The following is a 16,550-nucleotide window of genomic DNA, read 5'->3' as shown; positions in this document are numbered from 1 at the left end:
CTAGTCTTGCAATTTCAAAGCTTACAATATTGGTTTATTAGTGTAACGGCCCTTGTTTGACTTATATTTAAGTCCTTTGCGACTTTTCTGGAGCTTTTATGCTTTTGATAGGATTTTGTAACTAACGTTTGTTTTACATAATTGACAGCCTCGTCTAAGTCTGAAGGTAGAATCGATTGGTCTTGTATGCTGACATTTTCTGATATTAACTCCGGCAGATCAGCGAGTTGAATAACAGAATCACTAGTAACGACTAGCCTTTCAATTAAGTTTTCCAACTGACGGATATTGCCTGGCCAAGAATAACGGCTAAATATTTCTAGACATTCCTGAGATATCAATTTATTCATTTCATATTCTTTGTTAAATTTATATAAATAATGGTAGGTTAACGGAATAATATCTTCCCTTCTTTCGCGAAGGGAGGGAATTTTCACATCAATGATGTTTAATCGATAGTAGAGATCCTCTCTAAATTCACCGTTTTTGACCATCTCAACTAAATTCCGATTAGTTGCAGCAATAATACGAATATCAACTTTTTTCGTTATATGGCTGCCAATGGGAATAAATCGTTTTTCTTGAATGACTTGAAGGAGTTTGGCTTGTACGGATAATGGCACCTCTCCTATTTCGTCCAGAAATAATGTGCCCCCATCTGAAGCTTCTATTAATCCGATCTTGCCAGCTTTTCTAGCTCCTGTAAAAGCTCCATCTAAATACCCGAAAAGTTCCGATTCCAGCAAATCTTCCGGAAGAGCGGCACAATTAATTTTCATAAATGTGTTATTTTTTCTATTACTAATTTGGTGAATATATTGGGCAAGCACCCCTTTACCAGTTCCAGATTCCCCATGAATTAAAATGGTTGAATCCACTTTGGCGATTTTTCGGCACATTTTCAAAATATCTTTCATTTTTTTGCAGTTCGTAATTAAACTCCACTCAGCATCATTCTGACCTTGACCTTCAATATCTTTATCATATTTTACACTTTTGTAATTTTGTAATTCTTGAGAAGTAATCACAACAAGTTCAATATCATTTTGAGCATTTAAAATGGGAACGGCTGTCGTTAAAAGTTCTGCACCGATATAAGTAGTCTGCTTAATGGTTACGGGCTTTTTCTCCTTAAAGACAATAGGAACAATCGATGGTTTCCAGTAGCCTTTTTCGAATAATTCCACATTATACTTCCCCATTACCTCATGTGGTTTAAGTCCATAATGCTTTTCACACACACTATTGACAAATATAATTCGCATTTCACTGTCCAGAACAAAAATTTCATCAGATGAATAATCTAAAATCTTCTTTAGGGTTTCCCCTGTGATTTCAAAAGGATCAGACATTTCGGATAACTTTAACAAAGGTAACCCCTCCTTATAACTAAAAAATGAGTTGATATCAACTCAGTTGAACTGAGACCTGTTCACTTTTCCTTAGCTATTGTACTAAGTATGATATAAATCACTTATATTCTGAACGTTTCCACTATTGGCACGGTAATTGCATTAGATAAATAAATAATTGAAATATAGTGAATCTTTATAATTCTGAAAAGGAAGTGATTAAGCCTATTTAACAATAGAAAGTATTCTATGTAAACCGGTTAATTACTGTAAATGCTTAAGTCTTGAAATCATTCAAGGCTTAGTAGATTTAAAGAGTAGAAAATATTAGCTTGGATAAAAGGATTATTCAAGTCCAAAAAATAAAATTTTTATTAGGGGGAATTACAAATGGCTTATAGACCAGTCCTAAACGAAGCGAGCAGAACTTACGAAAGAACGTTAACTTATGATTTATATACAGATCCTAAAGTGTTTGAATTAGAAAAGGAGCAAATTTTCTCAAAATCATGGCAGCTAGTGGGCCATATTAGTCAAGTACAAAACGTGGGTCAATTCTTCACGACCGAAGTAAATGGAGAACCGATTATTGTGACGAAAGGAAAAGACGAAGTAATCCGCGCGTTCTATAATGTTTGTCCTCACCGTGCAACAGTCCTTGAAAAAAGCGAAGCAGGTCAGAAGAAAATTTTCCAATGTGGGTATCATGGATGGACATTCCATTTAGATGGCCAGTTAAACAAAGCGCCGAACTTTAAAGGCGAAGATGCTCATTGTGTAAGCGACCGTTGTTTAAGGGCGGTAAGAATGGAAATCATGGAATCTTTCATTTTCGTAAATTTAGATGATAATTGTAAGCCTCTAAATGAATCTTACGGTGATTTTGCAGAGAGATTGAAGAAGTTCCCTTTCCTAAAAGAATTAAAAAGAATCAATTCCAAAACACGTGTAATTAAAGCGAACTGGAAAGCGTTCATTGATAATTATTTAGAGTGTGACCACTGCTATGTCGCTCACCCTAGCTTTGTAGGAACTCTAGATATGGAGAATTACCAAATCATCACATGTGAAAATTACTCCCTGCAATTTAGTGATATAAAGCCAGATAAGATGATGGGTGAAACGGATTTAAATCAAGCTGAAGTCAAAGGTGGAGAATTCTATTGGTTGTGGCCTAACCTTATGATGACCATCTACCCAGGCCCAGGAAATATTGCAACCATACAAATGATTCCGATTGACCATGAAACAACTCTAGGCGTCTATACTTACTATTTTAGAGATGAAAATTTATCACAGGAAGAAAAAGATCTTGTTACTTTTGCTGAACAGGTTCGTCAAGAGGATGTCGAGTTAGTTGAACTAGAGCAAATTGGTTTCCGCTCACGTGCATTTAATAAAGGCGTATACTCTTCATCTGAAAAGGCCATTGTTCAATTCCATGATTTAGTATTGGAGGCTCTAGATAAATAATGAATAAAATAATTGAAACATCTAAGAAGTATTTATTAATCAATGGGAAAAAAGTGGAAACAGCTAACTATTCTCCTCTGTATTCTCCATATTCAGGAGAAATGATAGCTGAAATTGCTCTAGCAGATGAAAAGCTTACGAAAGATGCGATCTCTTCCGCTGTGGAAGCCTTTAAAGTGATTTCTGTTATGCCTGCTTATCAACGGGCAGAAATTTTGGAAAAAGTAGTGGAGCTCTTGAAAGAAAGAGCTGAAGAAGCGGCTGAAGTGATTTCATTGGAGTCTGCTAAGCCTATTACATTTGCGAAAGCAGAAGTAGCTAGAACCATTGAAACCTATAAATTCGCTGCTGAAGAAGCAAAAAGAATTCATGGTGAAACGATTCCATTTGATGCTGCTGTCGGCGGTGTCGGAAGAATTGGCTTTACAGTACGCAAACCAATTGGCGTAATCGGGGCTATTACTCCTTTTAACTTTCCAATGAATCTAGTTGCTCATAAAGTAGGGCCTGCGATTGCTTCAGGCAATTCCATTGTGCTAAAACCAGCTTCTCAAACACCACTATCTGCTTTATATATTGCCGATCTATTTCAAGAAGCCGGTTTACCTGACGGTGTATTAAATGTAGTGACAGGACCTGGGGGCGTTGTTGGAGAGGCCATTATTCAAGATGATCGTGTCAAAATGATTACCTTTACTGGTAGCCCAGCTGTTGGAATTGGTATCCGTAACCGTGCAGGATTAAAGAAAACAACGTTAGAGCTTGGTTCAAATGCAGCTGTCATCATCGATAAAGGAATCGAGATCGATAAAATTGTTGATCGTCTCGTGATGGGGGCTTTCTCAAATCAAGGCCAAGTATGTATTTCATTGCAGAGGGTTTATGCCCATAAAAACGTTTATGATGAGCTTGTAGAAAAGCTGACAACAGCGGCACAAAAATTAAAAATCGGTGATCCATTAGATCCTGAAACATATATTTCTTCCTTAATATCAAAAAGTGAAACAGATCGTGCATTAGGCTGGATTGAGGAATCTAAGCAAAATAACGCTAAGATTCTAGCAGGAGGAAAAACTGAAAACGGCATTCTGGCGCCTACCGTTATTGTAGATGTGGATCCAAAACAAAAGGTTTCCTGTCAAGAGGTCTTTGCACCGGTTGTTATCGTAAACAAGATTGAGTCTATTGAAGAAGCGATTACTTATGTGAATGATTCACAGTTCGGGCTTCAAGCAGGAATTTACACTGAAAATATCCATGAAGCTTTTAAAGCGGCTGACCATCTCGAGGTCGGGGCTGTCATGATTAACGATGTTCCAACGTTCCGTGTTGACCAAATGCCATATGGCGGGATTAAAAACAGCGGTACAGGCAGAGAAGGACTTAAGTACGCTGTAGAAGAAATGACTGAAATGAAACTAATAGTAGTGAATCAAGGCTAAGAATGCGAGGAGATTAAGAATGAAACATTATAAAATTGCTGTTATTCCAGGTGATGGAATCGGGCCTGAGGTCATTCAAGAAGGGGTCAAAATTCTTAATACGATCGCTGAACATGATTCATCCTTTCATTTCGAATTCTCCTATTTTCCATGGGGATGCGAGTATTATGCGAAGCATGGTGTCATGATGGACAAAGACGGAATGGAAATTTTAAAAGAATTCGATGCAATTTTCCTAGGGGCAGTCGGTTATCCTGGTGTCCCAGATCATATTTCACTCTGGGATTTATTGCTGAAAATTCGCAAAGGCTTTGATCAATATGTAAATATTAGACCGATTAAGCTGTTAAAAGGAGCCCCACATATTCTAATAGGTGTGAATCGAGAAGATATTGATATGCTTTTCATTCGTGAAAATACAGAGGGAGAATATGCTGGAGCTGGAGATTGGCTGTTTGAAGGTCAAGAAAATGAAGTTGTTCTCCAAAACGCTGTATTTTCTAGAAAAGGAACAGAACGAATTATCAGGTATGCCTTTGAGGTAGCCAAAAAAGAAGGGAAAACCTTAACGAGTATTAGCAAAGCCAATGCTTTAAATTATTCGATGGTGTTCTGGGATCAAGTTTTTGAGCAAGTAAGTAAGGATTATCCTGAGGTGAAGACTGCATCCTATCTTGTTGATGCTGCCGCGATGCTCATGGTTAAAGATCCAAAGCGATTTGAAGTAGTGGTTACTTCAAATTTATTTGGAGATATTTTGACAGATTTAGGAGCTGCCCTAGCTGGCGGAATTGGCTTGGCTGCTGGTGCAAACGTAAATCCAGAAAGAAAATATCCGTCTATGTTTGAACCTATTCACGGTTCTGCCCCTGATATTGCAGGTAAAGGTCTAGCTAATCCGTTGGCAACCATTTGGTCTGCTAGCCAAATAATGGATTTTCTTGGACACGAAAATTATGGTAGCTTAATAATAGAAGCCATTGAACGAATCTTGGTTGAAGGAAAAAGCCTGACTCCTGATATGGGCGGAACGGCTACTACGGAGGAAGTTGGAACTCTAGTTGCTGAACAGATTAAAGCTTTAATTGGGTCTAGGCTAACGTCATGAAAAGATAACACATAAGCAAAAAGCTTATGTGTTATTATTGAAATTATTAACTGAAAATTACTAATATTTAGTCCTGAGTAGACTTAAATATAGGAGATGAAATTATGCAAGGAGAGACTATTGTTAAAGAAAGTATTGTAAAAAAACCTAAAATCTTCACTATTATTTTCATTATTTCTGCTTTAATTACCGCATTTTTTTCTATCTTTTCGTTAATTAACCCAAGTGCACTTGCAAAAATTATGACGTTTATTCAGACCTTATTTGCAACGCAGTACGGGTGGATGGCTATGCTGATTCCTGTTATATGCATGGGATTTTTAGTTGTATTAGGAATTTCTAAATACGGGAAGATCGTCATAGGCGGCAAAGATGCCAAGCCGGATTATAATCTTTTTTCTTGGCTAGCGATGCTATTTACATCTTCCATTGGTATAGGAATCATTTACTTTGGTGTAAATGAACCACTTTATGCTTATTATTTAGCACCGAGCAGCACAGAGGCTCCCAATGTAATGGAAGCAGCTAGAGAAGCAATGGGCACCGCCCTTTATCATTGGGGTGTATCTGTATGGGCAATTTTTAGTGTTGTCGGTTTAGTTATGGCTTACTTTGTTTCAAAACACAACATTCGCTATTTACCTGGTGATGTCATTGAAAAAAGTTTTGGCAGGAGAAAGTGGGTACCTTTAACAAAAAACATGATGAATGTTTTAGCTATTGTATGCTCTGCTATGACAATAGCAGCCACAATGGGATTAGGAAGTGTGCAAATATCTACTGGGATTAATCAAGTGATTAATACAGGTTCTTCTTTGAAGGGAATTCTCCCGTATTTTGTGCTATTCCTTTTACTTATTGTATGTTTTTTTGCATCAACTACGAAGAAAGTCGGCAAAGGGATGCAAGTTTTAGGGGATTGGAATGTCTATTTAGCCATCGCCATTTTGGTTTTTGCTATGTTATTTGGACCGACACGCTATATATTAAACCAAGTTGTGCAATTACTAGGAACATATATTGATCAACTGATCCCAAGAAATTTTGACATGTTTTTATTTAGTAATGATCTTACCTATTCGACGACATGGGATGTTGCCAATAATATGTGGTGGATTTCATGGACACCTTTTATGGGGGTATTCATTGCATCTATTTCAAAAGGCAGAACGATTCGCCAATTCGCTTTTGCCACTATGACAATACCGGTAATATTTATGTTATTTTGGCATGCTGCTTTTGGCGGAATTGCTCTTTTAGATGCTGTTTTAGGAACTGGAAATATCGCTAAAAACGCTTTAGAAAGTCCAGAAGTTACATTCTTTGCAATTCTTGAGACTATGCCTTGGTCTAAATTAACCTCCATTGCAACAATCGTGCTATTGATTATGTTTATTTCAACGACAGTGACAAGTGCAGCCTTATCATTAGCAAGAATGACAGATATAGAAGGGAAAGAAGCTGCCCCTGTTAGAAGTGCAGTATGGGTTATACTCATGACCATAATCGCGTTAACGGGTATTTTCTCTACTACTTTAGGTGGAAATGATGCATTAAATGCGGTGAAATCTTTGGCCACTACTCTATCGTATCCTTATCTATTTTTCTTCATATTAATGATAACTGCATTTATTAAACAGTTAATGAAAGATAAACATCAAATATAACTTTTTATGTTGAGGAGGGTATGAATAAAGATGGAATATTATTATTTGCATGGCTGGGAACTTATTGCTGAAAAGGTTTTACAAGTTGGAATGTTACTTTTTATTATATGGAACGTAAAGCTATTGCTTTTCGAAAAAAATAACAATATAGAAGGAGATAACAAAGATAAAAATGAACAAATTTAATGCATACAAAATGATGACTCCTAAAATGCTTGAAACATTAGCAAAACAAAATGAACTTGTTCAGGATGCATTTTCAACGGATGTAACCTTTGAGGAAATGCGTGAAAGTTATATTAAGGAAAGAAAGTATTGGAATGAAGGTGGTCCTGAACCGAAAAAAACGATTGATTTAAAGTTAGAAGGACCACATGGACTATTTGATGTTCGCTTCCATTACCCCGTACAGAGGTCAGGAAAGGGTGCAATAGTTTATATTCATGGAGGTGGATTTGTAGTAGGAAATCTTGACACACATAGTAAAATTATGCGCTTATTATCGGAAGAAACAGGTTCAGTTGTCATCGGAATTGACTATCACTTAGCTCCTGAATATAAATACCCAGTACAAGTAGAAGAATGTACTTTCTTAATAGAGTGGTTAAAAAATCATTCGGAAGAATATGATATCGATAAGAATGATATTGCGCTTGCTGGGGATTCAGGTGGAGCCAACTTATCATTAGCTACGGCTTTATATTTAAGAGATCAAAAGAAAGATGTTTCTTATATACGTTGTTTATTGCTTTATTACGGTGGTTATGGACTAACTGATTCGAAATCCATGCGTTTATTTGGCGGAGATTACGATGGATTAAGTCGTAAAGATTTAATGACATATACAAAAATGTATATAGGTGAGGAAAATACAAATTTACGTTATTTTGACTGTTTCTCAAATGATTTAACGAAAGAAGTGCCACCTTGTTATATTGCTTATGGAAATTTAGATCCACTTATGGATGACAGTAAATTATTATATGATATTTTGACATATAATAATATAAAAGCAGAATTAGAAGAGTTTAATGGTGTAATCCATGCTTTCTTACACCATTCTCGGATTCTTCCAGAATCCTTAAAGGCAATTCAACATGGTGCAAATTTCTATAAATCATTAGCTGAATTTTAGTAACTTATCTAGTTTCTTCACAAATCTTTTTTTAGGTACCACCCTACTAGTAAAGAAAATAAATATTGATAAAGAAGCGCGAATTAAATAATGCGAAGCAGCCTGTGTGATAAAGGGCTGCTTTTTTTTCACTAATTGTACATAATTTTTTTAAAAAATAAAAAAATAGTGTTGACTGGGAAGGGGAGGGCTAGTAAAATTAAAACCGTACAAGTGATAATAATTATCATTATCAAAATGGCAGAAATTGAAAAAGGTGGACCGACAAATGAAACTATCTAAAGTATTTAAGCCCGTCCTTGCAAGTGTATTACTAACGGTTGGTTTAGCTGGCTGTGGAGCAAATAACAATAGCTCAGAGGGAGATAAGGCAGCCCAGGAACCTAAAAAAGAAGAGAATCAAGTCGTTAATATTTACACAGCTAGACACTATGAGGCTGACGAAGCAGTATATAAAAACTTCACAGAAGAAACTGGTATCCAAGTGAATGTGGTTAAAGGGGAAGCGGAAGAACTAATTGAGCGCTTAAAGCGTGAGGGCGAAAGCACCCAGGCCGATTTATTCATTACAGTTGATGGCGGAGTTCTAGCGAATGCGAAGAATAATGATGTTCTTCAGCCTGTTCAATCTGACATTATTAATAAAAATGTCCCTGAGAACCTTCGTGATACAGATAACAACTGGATCGGCATGTCAACTAGAGCACGTGTCATTGTCTACTCTAAAGACCGCGTATCTCCAGATGAGCTTTCTACATATGAAGCTTTAACGGAAGATAAATGGAATGGGAAAGTATTGGCTCGTTCTTCAACAAGTTTATACAATCAGTCTTTACTAGCTTCTTTCATTGAGTTAAACGGCGAAGAAAAGGCTGAACAATGGGCGCAAGGAATTGTGAATAACTTTGCTCGCCAGCCTGATGGCGGTGACCGTGACCAAGCTAAAGCGATTGCAGCTGGAACTGGTGATGTTGCGATCATGAACACTTACTATGTTGGATTGCTTGTGAATTCTGCAGATCCTGAAGAAAAGAAAGTTGGAGAAAGCATCGGCGTATTTTTCCCGAATCAAGAAACAAATGGAACACATGTAAATATTAGTGGAATTGGTTTAACAAAGCATAGCAAAAATCCTGAGAATGCGACAAAACTAATCGAATACATGACAGGTGTTGAAGCACAGGAATACTTATCTGCAAATAACTTCGAATTCCCAGTGAATCCGGAAGCAAAAAAACCAGAGATTCTTCAAACTTGGGGCGACTTTAAAATGCAGGAGCTAAATTTTGATACTTTAGGGCAACATAATCATAAAGCCATTGAAATCTTTAATAAAACAGGTTGGAAGTAAAAATGGGTATAAACCAAATCAAACAATTCTTTAAAAAAGATTTTAATAGCTGGTGGGTCATCAGCATGATGGGGGCGGCGGTTATTCTGCTGCCCATCCTGTTTATCTTTTTCTCTCTATTTCACGAGCCTAATGATAACTGGTTTCAAATTCGCCAATATTTATTAAAAACATATGTAGCAAACACGGTAATCCTTGTCGTATTAACAGGGATTTTTACTGCGTTATTGGGGGTTACCCTCGCATGGCTCACCTCAGCATATGATTTTCCGCTTAAGCGTTTCTTTCGCTGGGGCTTATTATTGCCGTTAGCCATCCCGCCTTATATCGCTGCTTATACGTATCGGACGATGTTCAGCTATACGGGTGTGATCCAATCAACCTTCCGGAACCATTTTGATTATCAAATTGATCCAGAGCTCATTTCGATTTCATCCATGCGCGGAGCGATCTTTATATTTACATTATTTCTTTTTCCCTATGTATATATTATGACGAGGGCTTTTCTAGAGAGCCAAAGTTCTTCCTTTTTCGAGAATGCGAGATTGCTTGGAAGAAAACCGCTCGCAATTTTTATTCAGGTTGTGCTGCCGCTCTCAAGACCGGCCATTGTGGCGGGCGCCGTTTTGGTCATTTATGAAGTGCTAAGTGATTATGGGGTCACTAGCTATTTTGGCATCCACACGATATCAACAGCGATTTTTCAGACATGGTTTGGGATGTATGATATTGATTCAGCGATGAGGCTTGCGGCATGGCTAATGGTCGTTATTGTTGGATTGTTTTTCTTAGAAAGACTGTTGAGGCAAAGACGCCGTTATAATCTAAATAATAAATCAAGACCGCTTGTGCCAATGAAGCTGAGGGGAATAAAGGCTGCTGCTGCTTTTGCCTATTGCGGAATCGTGTTTTTACTAGGATTTCTCATTCCATTGATACAGTTAATAGCATGGGCAAAGCTGACATTTAGTAAGGTTTGGAACGATACTTTTTATACATTATTTTTGCAAACGGTTTATGTGGCGGCTATTTCAACCTTTATTATTCTTATTCTTTCAGTGATCGTTGCTAATGTATGCCGAAAACACACAACAGGTTCCTATGTATTAGCAAAATTAACAACAACAGGATACTCCATTCCGGGTGCGATTATCGCGATAGGCGTCCTTGCGATGTTTATTACACTTGATAAATGGCTTGCTCCTGTTTACTCATTAATAGGTTTAGGACGGGCACCATTGATCTTGAGTCTCTCGTTAGTGATGCTGATTGTCGGCTATGCAATTCGTTTTATGGCGACAGGATTTAATGCGGTTGAAGTAGGCTTTGAAAAAATCGGTACAAAGTATTCTGAAGCATCGAGAATGCTTGGTCTTAGTATGACGAAAACGTTTTTTAAAGTAGATCTGCCATTAATTAAGGGAGCTTTAGTCAGCGGATTTATTTTAACATTTGTTGAAATTTGCAAGGAGCTTCCGTTAGCATTATTGTTAAGACCGTTTAATTTTGATACGCTGGCAACGAAGACTTTTCAGTATGCAAAGGATGAACAAATCTATGAGGCATCGATTTCATCCTTGATGATTATAGGCATAAGTGTTTTGTCGGTTGTAGTATTTCAAATGATTGATAAGAAGGTGCAGCGATGAAGGTAGTAGAGATAAAGAATCTTGAATTTGGCTATACGCGAACAGGAACACCGATTATTGATGATTTTTCCTTTACGATGGATACGGGGGAAATTGTTGGTATATTAGGTCAGAGTGGAAGCGGAAAAAGTACATTACTGCGCTTAATATCGGGTTTAGAGATGCCTGCAAAAGGGACTATAACCGTTGGAGGTAAAACGGTTGTCGATGATCGTATATTTGTTCAGCCTGAGGACAGAGGGGTTGGGATGGTTTTTCAAGATTATGCCTTATTTCCTCATATGACTGTAAAAGAAAATATCCTATTCGGCTTATCGCGAATGGCTCGAAAGGATCGGAAGCCGCGTGTACAGGAAATGCTCGAACTTGTCTATTTAGAGGATTTCGGAGATCGTTATCCTCATGAACTGAGCGGCGGCCAGCAGCAGAGGGTGGCATTGGCGAGGGCGCTTGCCCCAAAACCAAAAGTATTATTAATGGATGAACCATTTAGTAATTTAGATGCCGATTTGAAAGAATCTATCCGTGAAGACTTACTCTTAATCTTGAAAAAAGCAAATATGACCTGTATGATAGTAACCCATGACCGCCAAGATGTTGAGGCCATTTGCAACTACAGCATCACCATGTGCCCGCTCGTAGTCGAACAAGGAGCAGCAGGTGAGAAATTTCAAACATTATAGAATGTAAATCTATATTCGGACTTGCTTGTGTGCAAGTTCGTTTTCTGTTTTAAAAATAAAAAACTGGATATGGTTAATCCAGTTTTTTAGAGTTTCTATTAATAAATATTCACAAGCCCGCTTGAAACAGAGACATTTAATTGATATTTTCCATTACCTGATTTGCCGCTGATTTTATTTTTATCTTGAATTTTATCCTGAAGAGGAATATCGGACTTAATGATTCCGCTGCTCACTTTGCCATTTAGCGTAAAATCAGCATCCTCTGGAAGATCAAGCTTTAAGTGTCCAGAGCTAACCTCGACATCAATATGATCTGTCACTTTGTCCATTTGGATATCTAACTGTCCTGATGAAACATCGGCAGCTAGCATTCCTTCATATTGGCGGATTTTAACGATTCCCGAGTTAACGTCAACCGAGCCTTCCTTGGTTATTAAGGAATCGATTGTAATCATACCCGAGGAAACATCATTGCGGAATTCCTCTACATTCAAATGTTTAAGATCTATTTTTCCTGAACCAAGATTGATATCAAGTTCTTCAAGTTTCATTGGCTGATTTTTCGACTTTCCTTCAAAGACTAAATATCCAGAGCCTACATTAATATCCATGCTGCGATCATAACTTTCCGGAATATAGATATTTAGAACGGACTTATTATTAAAAAAGGTAAAGCTGCTAAACCAACTCCTTTTATATTCAACTTGAATACTGTTCCCGCTTTTCTTAATGGACACTTCCCCTTTTCCATCAAGCTCCGCTTTAATATCGTTTCTTTTCTCAGGTATGATGACCGTTTTTATAGAAGAAGCATCAATGTCTATCGAATCAATATTCTTTGTCACTTTAGCTTCGGCTTCCCCTTTTCCAAAAGGAAAAAGGCTGGCCACATTCGATGTCACCAATAAATATAGTCCAATCAAAATCAAGAAAATGATTAATATTCTTTTCAAAGTAATCCCTGCTTTCAGTTTTTATCCTTCTCATACACTCATTTTATGTAATGTTTAGAAAGAAATCATTGAGCCCTAGAATTAATTATATCTAAGACTTGAGTCTGATTGTTAGAAAAAACAGGGAAAACAGATAGCTTAGATTACTTAGGATAGTATATTCTAAAAAAATATAAAGCTCCCCTTTATGAAAATGATAAAGGAGAGCTTTTGGCTATTCTGTCTTATTGCTCTGGTCCTTATTTCTCTTATTCCCCTTGCTATTATCTCCACTCACAATATCTGCCTGATTAGCGGTAGGCGAGTTTTGATTTTTACTGCCTTTGTTGTACTTTTTAGTCATCTTAAAGCTCCTTTATGAATTGATATGTAGTTGGGATACCCTAAAGAGGGTCCATTCTATTATTTGTCATAAGGCTCTAATTTATGTAACTCATATATTTTAAGAGCAAAAAAAATGCCTCCAACTGGAAGCACTAAATAAGGGGGAAATACACTTTGTAATACATATTGTTCCCATTATGAAAACTTTTATACATTTATATTAAATCATTTACGCGATAAATCTTCCCGCTATCTATTTGATCCTCCAAAAGCAAGTTGACTAACGCATCCGCGACTACTTTAGCTGGACGAAGCATCCCTTTTTCCTTATACTCCTTGAATTTTTCAAGATCCTTGAATGCCTCTTTGGCGGAGGCGCGGATGGTTCCCTGCATATCCGTGTCCATAATACCTGGACTGAAGGCGATGATTTCATGAGGTGCCCCGGCTGTTTTTTGTTCGGCTGCGGCCGTTTCTGTAAACATATTCAGACCTGCTTTTGTACCGCAGTAGGCACTCCAGCCTTGAATAGGCCTTTCAGCGGCACCTGATGATACATTGACGATTTTAAGCGGAGCAATTGCATTTTTTAATACAATATTTGTGATCATTATTGGTGCAATTAAGTTAATCTGGACATTTGCAATCAATGCTTGATGATCAAGTGCGCCTGCTGTTGCGATCGGCTCAATCACACCAGCATTATTAATCACATAAATGACCTCAGCTTTTTTTGATTCTAGCAGTGAGAGAATTTCATGGACGCTTTTTTCTACTTCTTCAGGAAAAGCAAGATTACATGAGAAATGCTGATAGAAAACTTCGTTTACGGAAGCCTTCTCTTTTAGCTCTGAACTATCGGTTCTTGAAACAGCAATAACCCCAATCTTTTCATTGATCATTCTTTCTGCAATCGAGGCGCCAAGACCTTTAGATGCCCCAGTAATAATTGCGAACTTCATCAAATCACTCCAATAAAGGTTTCTATAATCTATTAAAGCAGAATGAAGGGCCCGAATACCACTTATTCGCCATTTTTCCGCTCATATTTTTTCATTTCGTCCTCGACAAAATTTATGATAGACAGGATAATGCCCGCACTAAAACAGACCACGGTGAGAATTGAAAGCCCGAATAACCAGTAACATATAAAAGTCGATACAAAGGTCCAAAGCAGACAGTAGAAAGAAGCATTAAGAACCTTCGCCATGTACCATCTCTGCCTCCCAGTAAAATTCGCTGAAAACGTCTGAAAAAGCATCTATTGAATGATAGAGCTCAATTAAATCATTGTCAACGCCGCCAAATTCAATTAAGAGTGCCCGCTCTGATAAATCTTGATTATAAATTCCGTTTCCTTCGCTCTTTCCTTTCTTAAATACACCTCTGCTTATTCCTGGAAACTTAGCTTCAAGGCGATGATGAAGCTCTGTAGCTAACTGTAAATTCTTCTGATAATTTTTATGTTCCTTTCCAACAACAAAAAACATCCGCGCATATTTCTTGCCATTTATCTCTTTTGTTGTCAACTCTCGCCTTTGCGAATCCCGATGAATATCTATTAGGAAATTGAGGTTCTTATTGGAAGCCATAGCCGTTTTGGCGACCTCACGGGATAGAAGATAGGATTGGTTATAGTTCCAATCTTTTTGATTAAGGAGTGAGGCCATATTTGTTTTGTCATGCTCCACTCCAATCCCTTTTAATGCTAATTTTTCACTGAGCCTTTTGCCAACCGCAATTACATTGACTCGTTCATTGGAGCTTACGGCCTCATCAGGATGATTGACTCCTTTTAACAACGGAGTGAAGGACTCCCAGCTGTGAGAATGATAGATAAACACACTCTTTTTTCCATCTAAGGGAGGAGGTGCTGCTGTATTATCGGATGTATCCTCGCCAGCTAGATTTTCACTGGCAATCTCTTTTTCTTTTAAAAGAAAGTCAATCGGAGGCGCAGATTCGAAAGGCAAATTCGTATAATCCGTTCCTTCACCAGCTACCTCAATCCCCGTATCGAAGATCGAATACCCTGGAAGTTCTCGCCCCAGAAAGGTGCGAATATCTGTCGGCTTAATATTGGTGGCAAGCCTGAAAGTACTTTCTGATAAATTGGAAAAGCTTAAACCTGGATCATTAGGATAGAAATAATGATTCTCGGACTTTAGAAGATAAATAAAAAGCTGGTCAGCCTTTATATTTTTTAATAATGAATTCATATGCTCAGAGGTAAAGGCAGCGGGGGGTGAAGTTAAAACTCCTGCTAAAATAAAGACGGAAAGAATGCTCAAAAGCCACCCGTGAAAATAGACAATTAAAGTATGTGCCGCTGATTTAGTTCTCATCACGATCCCTCCTATCTGTCATATGTATGCCCGTACCAAAAAGAATAGAAGAAGATTTCGTTTAGGAAATGTCATGAAGGGAAAACTAATGAAGGCTCTTAATCATTTTTTTGCTATGATAACAATAGTCTTGCTAAATGAGAGTTCCTTTTAAATACTAGAAAACTTCATTTTTTTATCACAATTAACATCTATAGTTCTATTTAGATGATATTCATTAAATGAAAGAGGGAAAATACGTGAAAAAGTGGATAGCCATTATTTGTACTAGTTTCTTATTATTAGCTGGCTGCGGGACAACCGGAGAAAAAGATAAACAGGAAGAGGCGGCATTGCCTGAAATCATTGAAGCGGATTTAGCCGTTCCAGAAAAAGCGGAAACAGGGGAAGAGGTAAATTTAACTGTTACAGTTACGCAGGGTAACGAGACAGTTGAAGATGCAAATGAGGTAAAATTTGAAATCTGGAAGGAAGGAGAAAAGGATTCCAGTGAGCTCGTAGTAGCTGAGCATACGGAAAAAGGGAAGTATGAGGCTGCCTATACCTTCTCTGAAAATGGTTTATTTAATGTTCAATCCCATGTAACAGCAAGGGATATGCATACAATGCCAACAAAAACGATTCAAGTTGGTGAAGTAGAAGCTGTGCATCATGAACATCAAGAAGAAAGCGATGCTGATCACGATCATCATAATAGTGACGTTTCCATAGAACTGCAGAAACCAGATCAATTGAAAGCAGCAGAGCAAACATCCCTAGCTGTTCATTTGCAAAAATCCAATGAGCCCCTATTAAAAGCAAAAGTAAGACTTGAAATTTTTCAAAAGGGTCAAAACCCATCTTGGGTGAATATGACAGAAGGCACCAATGGAGAATATAAAACGGATTATAGTTTTCCTGCAAGTGGTGATTATATCGTCAGAGTCCATGTGGAAAATGATGAAGGACTCCATGAACATACAGAGGTGGAGGTAACAGTTGAATAAAAGATAAGCGCGCAGCCCGTCAGCTGCGCTTTTTTTTGAAAAAATTTCATAAGAGCTTCCTCTCGCTAAAAAGGAGAAA

The 16,550-nt window shown here is 37.6% G+C and carries 15 protein-coding genes; 10 read left to right on the top strand and 5 right to left on the bottom strand.

The features are described 5' to 3' along the window. Positions 1 to 14: 14 nt before the first annotated feature. Positions 15 to 1,352 (bottom strand): sigma-54 interaction domain-containing protein, encoded by a 1,338-nt coding sequence (locus RRV45_RS18735; protein ID WP_315669087.1) that lies wholly within the window; start codon positions 1,350 to 1,352, stop codon positions 15 to 17. A gap of 390 nt (positions 1,353 to 1,742) precedes the next feature. On the opposite strand from RRV45_RS18735, the gene RRV45_RS18730 reads away from it, so the two are divergent. The 9 genes from RRV45_RS18730 (at position 1,743) to RRV45_RS18690 (ending at position 11,860) form a co-directional block, all read left to right on the top strand. After that, positions 1,743 to 2,825 (top strand): aromatic ring-hydroxylating oxygenase subunit alpha, encoded by a 1,083-nt coding sequence (locus RRV45_RS18730; protein WP_315666170.1) that lies wholly within the window; start codon positions 1,743 to 1,745, stop codon positions 2,823 to 2,825. After that, positions 2,825 to 4,267 carry an aldehyde dehydrogenase family protein gene (locus tag RRV45_RS18725; protein WP_315666169.1) on the top strand — a complete coding sequence of 481 codons (1,443 nt, stop codon included), beginning with the start codon at positions 2,825 to 2,827 and terminating at the stop codon, positions 4,265 to 4,267. Before RRV45_RS18730 ends, RRV45_RS18725 begins: the two co-directional genes overlap by 1 nt. 19 nt (positions 4,268 to 4,286) lie before the next feature. Then, positions 4,287 to 5,375: a tartrate dehydrogenase gene (locus RRV45_RS18720; protein ID WP_315666168.1), complete on the top strand. Its 1,089-nt coding sequence runs from the start codon at positions 4,287 to 4,289 to the stop codon at positions 5,373 to 5,375. A 104-nt stretch (positions 5,376 to 5,479) separates the two neighbouring features. Then, the gene (locus RRV45_RS18715) at positions 5,480 to 7,042 is read left to right on the top strand and encodes a BCCT family transporter (RefSeq protein WP_315666167.1); all 1,563 of its coding nucleotides are present in this window, start codon (positions 5,480 to 5,482) and stop codon (positions 7,040 to 7,042) included. Positions 7,043 to 7,072: 30 nt separating this feature from the next. Further along, the gene (locus RRV45_RS18710) at positions 7,073 to 7,228 is read left to right on the top strand and encodes a hypothetical protein (protein WP_315666166.1); all 156 of its coding nucleotides are present in this window, start codon (positions 7,073 to 7,075) and stop codon (positions 7,226 to 7,228) included. Continuing rightward, entirely contained in the window at positions 7,215 to 8,177 is a 963-nt protein-coding gene (gene aes / locus RRV45_RS18705) for an acetyl esterase (protein WP_315666165.1), read from the top strand. The genes RRV45_RS18710 and aes overlap by 14 nt, the downstream gene beginning before the upstream one ends. 268 nt (positions 8,178 to 8,445) lie before the next feature. Then, a complete protein-coding gene (locus RRV45_RS18700; protein WP_315666164.1) occupies positions 8,446 to 9,528 on the top strand; it encodes a Fe(3+) ABC transporter substrate-binding protein in 1,083 nt (360 codons plus the stop codon). Between the two features lie 2 nt (positions 9,529 to 9,530). After that, positions 9,531 to 11,177 carry an ABC transporter permease gene (locus tag RRV45_RS18695; protein WP_315666163.1) on the top strand — a complete coding sequence of 549 codons (1,647 nt, stop codon included), beginning with the start codon at positions 9,531 to 9,533 and terminating at the stop codon, positions 11,175 to 11,177. Beyond that, entirely contained in the window at positions 11,174 to 11,860 is a 687-nt protein-coding gene (locus RRV45_RS18690) for an ABC transporter ATP-binding protein (RefSeq protein ID WP_315666162.1), read from the top strand. Before RRV45_RS18695 ends, RRV45_RS18690 begins: the two co-directional genes overlap by 4 nt. A gap of 98 nt (positions 11,861 to 11,958) precedes the next feature. On the opposite strand, the gene RRV45_RS18685 is transcribed toward RRV45_RS18690, so the two are convergent. From RRV45_RS18685 to spoIIP, 4 genes are all read right to left on the bottom strand, one after another. Then, positions 11,959 to 12,816, bottom strand: coding sequence for a LiaG family protein (locus RRV45_RS18685; RefSeq protein ID WP_315666161.1), 858 nt, complete (start codon positions 12,814 to 12,816; stop codon positions 11,959 to 11,961). A 214-nt stretch (positions 12,817 to 13,030) separates the two neighbouring features. Further along, positions 13,031 to 13,159: a hypothetical protein gene (locus RRV45_RS18680; protein WP_315666160.1), complete on the bottom strand. Its 129-nt coding sequence runs from the start codon at positions 13,157 to 13,159 to the stop codon at positions 13,031 to 13,033. A gap of 196 nt (positions 13,160 to 13,355) precedes the next feature. Continuing rightward, positions 13,356 to 14,102 (bottom strand): (S)-benzoin forming benzil reductase, encoded by a 747-nt coding sequence (locus tag RRV45_RS18675; RefSeq protein ID WP_315666159.1) that lies wholly within the window; start codon positions 14,100 to 14,102, stop codon positions 13,356 to 13,358. A 231-nt stretch (positions 14,103 to 14,333) separates the two neighbouring features. Further along, positions 14,334 to 15,485: a stage II sporulation protein P gene (gene spoIIP, locus RRV45_RS18670; protein WP_315666158.1), complete on the bottom strand. Its 1,152-nt coding sequence runs from the start codon at positions 15,483 to 15,485 to the stop codon at positions 14,334 to 14,336. Positions 15,486 to 15,724: 239 nt separating this feature from the next. Between spoIIP and RRV45_RS18665 the strand changes: the two genes are divergently transcribed. Continuing rightward, the gene (locus RRV45_RS18665; RefSeq protein WP_315666157.1) at positions 15,725 to 16,471 is read left to right on the top strand and encodes a FixH family protein; all 747 of its coding nucleotides are present in this window, start codon (positions 15,725 to 15,727) and stop codon (positions 16,469 to 16,471) included. Positions 16,472 to 16,550 lie beyond the last annotated feature (79 nt).

The sequence above is a fragment of the Bacillus sp. DTU_2020_1000418_1_SI_GHA_SEK_038 genome (genome assembly GCF_032341175.1).
Taxonomy (GTDB): domain Bacteria; phylum Bacillota; class Bacilli; order Bacillales; family Cytobacillaceae; genus Cytobacillus.
The sequence above is the reverse complement of the archived record's forward strand: the minus strand, read 5'-3'. Positions and strand labels throughout refer to the sequence as shown.

What these genes read in the sequence shown, in the direction of transcription:
- RRV45_RS18735 (WP_315669087.1), bottom strand. Translation starts at nt 1,352, where the DNA reads ATGTCTGATCCTTTTGAAATCACAGGGGAAACCCTAAAGAAGATTTTA.
- RRV45_RS18730 (WP_315666170.1), top strand. Translation starts at nt 1,743, where the DNA reads ATGGCTTATAGACCAGTCCTAAACGAAGCGAGCAGAACTTACGAAAGA.
- RRV45_RS18725 (WP_315666169.1), top strand. Translation starts at nt 2,825, where the DNA reads ATGAATAAAATAATTGAAACATCTAAGAAGTATTTATTAATCAATGGG.
- RRV45_RS18720 (WP_315666168.1), top strand. Translation starts at nt 4,287, where the DNA reads ATGAAACATTATAAAATTGCTGTTATTCCAGGTGATGGAATCGGGCCT.
- RRV45_RS18715 (WP_315666167.1), top strand. Translation starts at nt 5,480, where the DNA reads ATGCAAGGAGAGACTATTGTTAAAGAAAGTATTGTAAAAAAACCTAAA.
- RRV45_RS18710 (WP_315666166.1), top strand. Translation starts at nt 7,073, where the DNA reads ATGGAATATTATTATTTGCATGGCTGGGAACTTATTGCTGAAAAGGTT.
- aes (WP_315666165.1), top strand. Translation starts at nt 7,215, where the DNA reads ATGAACAAATTTAATGCATACAAAATGATGACTCCTAAAATGCTTGAA.
- RRV45_RS18700 (WP_315666164.1), top strand. Translation starts at nt 8,446, where the DNA reads ATGAAACTATCTAAAGTATTTAAGCCCGTCCTTGCAAGTGTATTACTA.
- RRV45_RS18695 (WP_315666163.1), top strand. Translation starts at nt 9,531, where the DNA reads ATGGGTATAAACCAAATCAAACAATTCTTTAAAAAAGATTTTAATAGC.
- RRV45_RS18690 (WP_315666162.1), top strand. Translation starts at nt 11,174, where the DNA reads ATGAAGGTAGTAGAGATAAAGAATCTTGAATTTGGCTATACGCGAACA.
- RRV45_RS18680 (WP_315666160.1), bottom strand. Translation starts at nt 13,159, where the DNA reads ATGACTAAAAAGTACAACAAAGGCAGTAAAAATCAAAACTCGCCTACC.
- RRV45_RS18675 (WP_315666159.1), bottom strand. Translation starts at nt 14,102, where the DNA reads ATGAAGTTCGCAATTATTACTGGGGCATCTAAAGGTCTTGGCGCCTCG.
- spoIIP (WP_315666158.1), bottom strand. Translation starts at nt 15,485, where the DNA reads ATGAGAACTAAATCAGCGGCACATACTTTAATTGTCTATTTTCACGGG.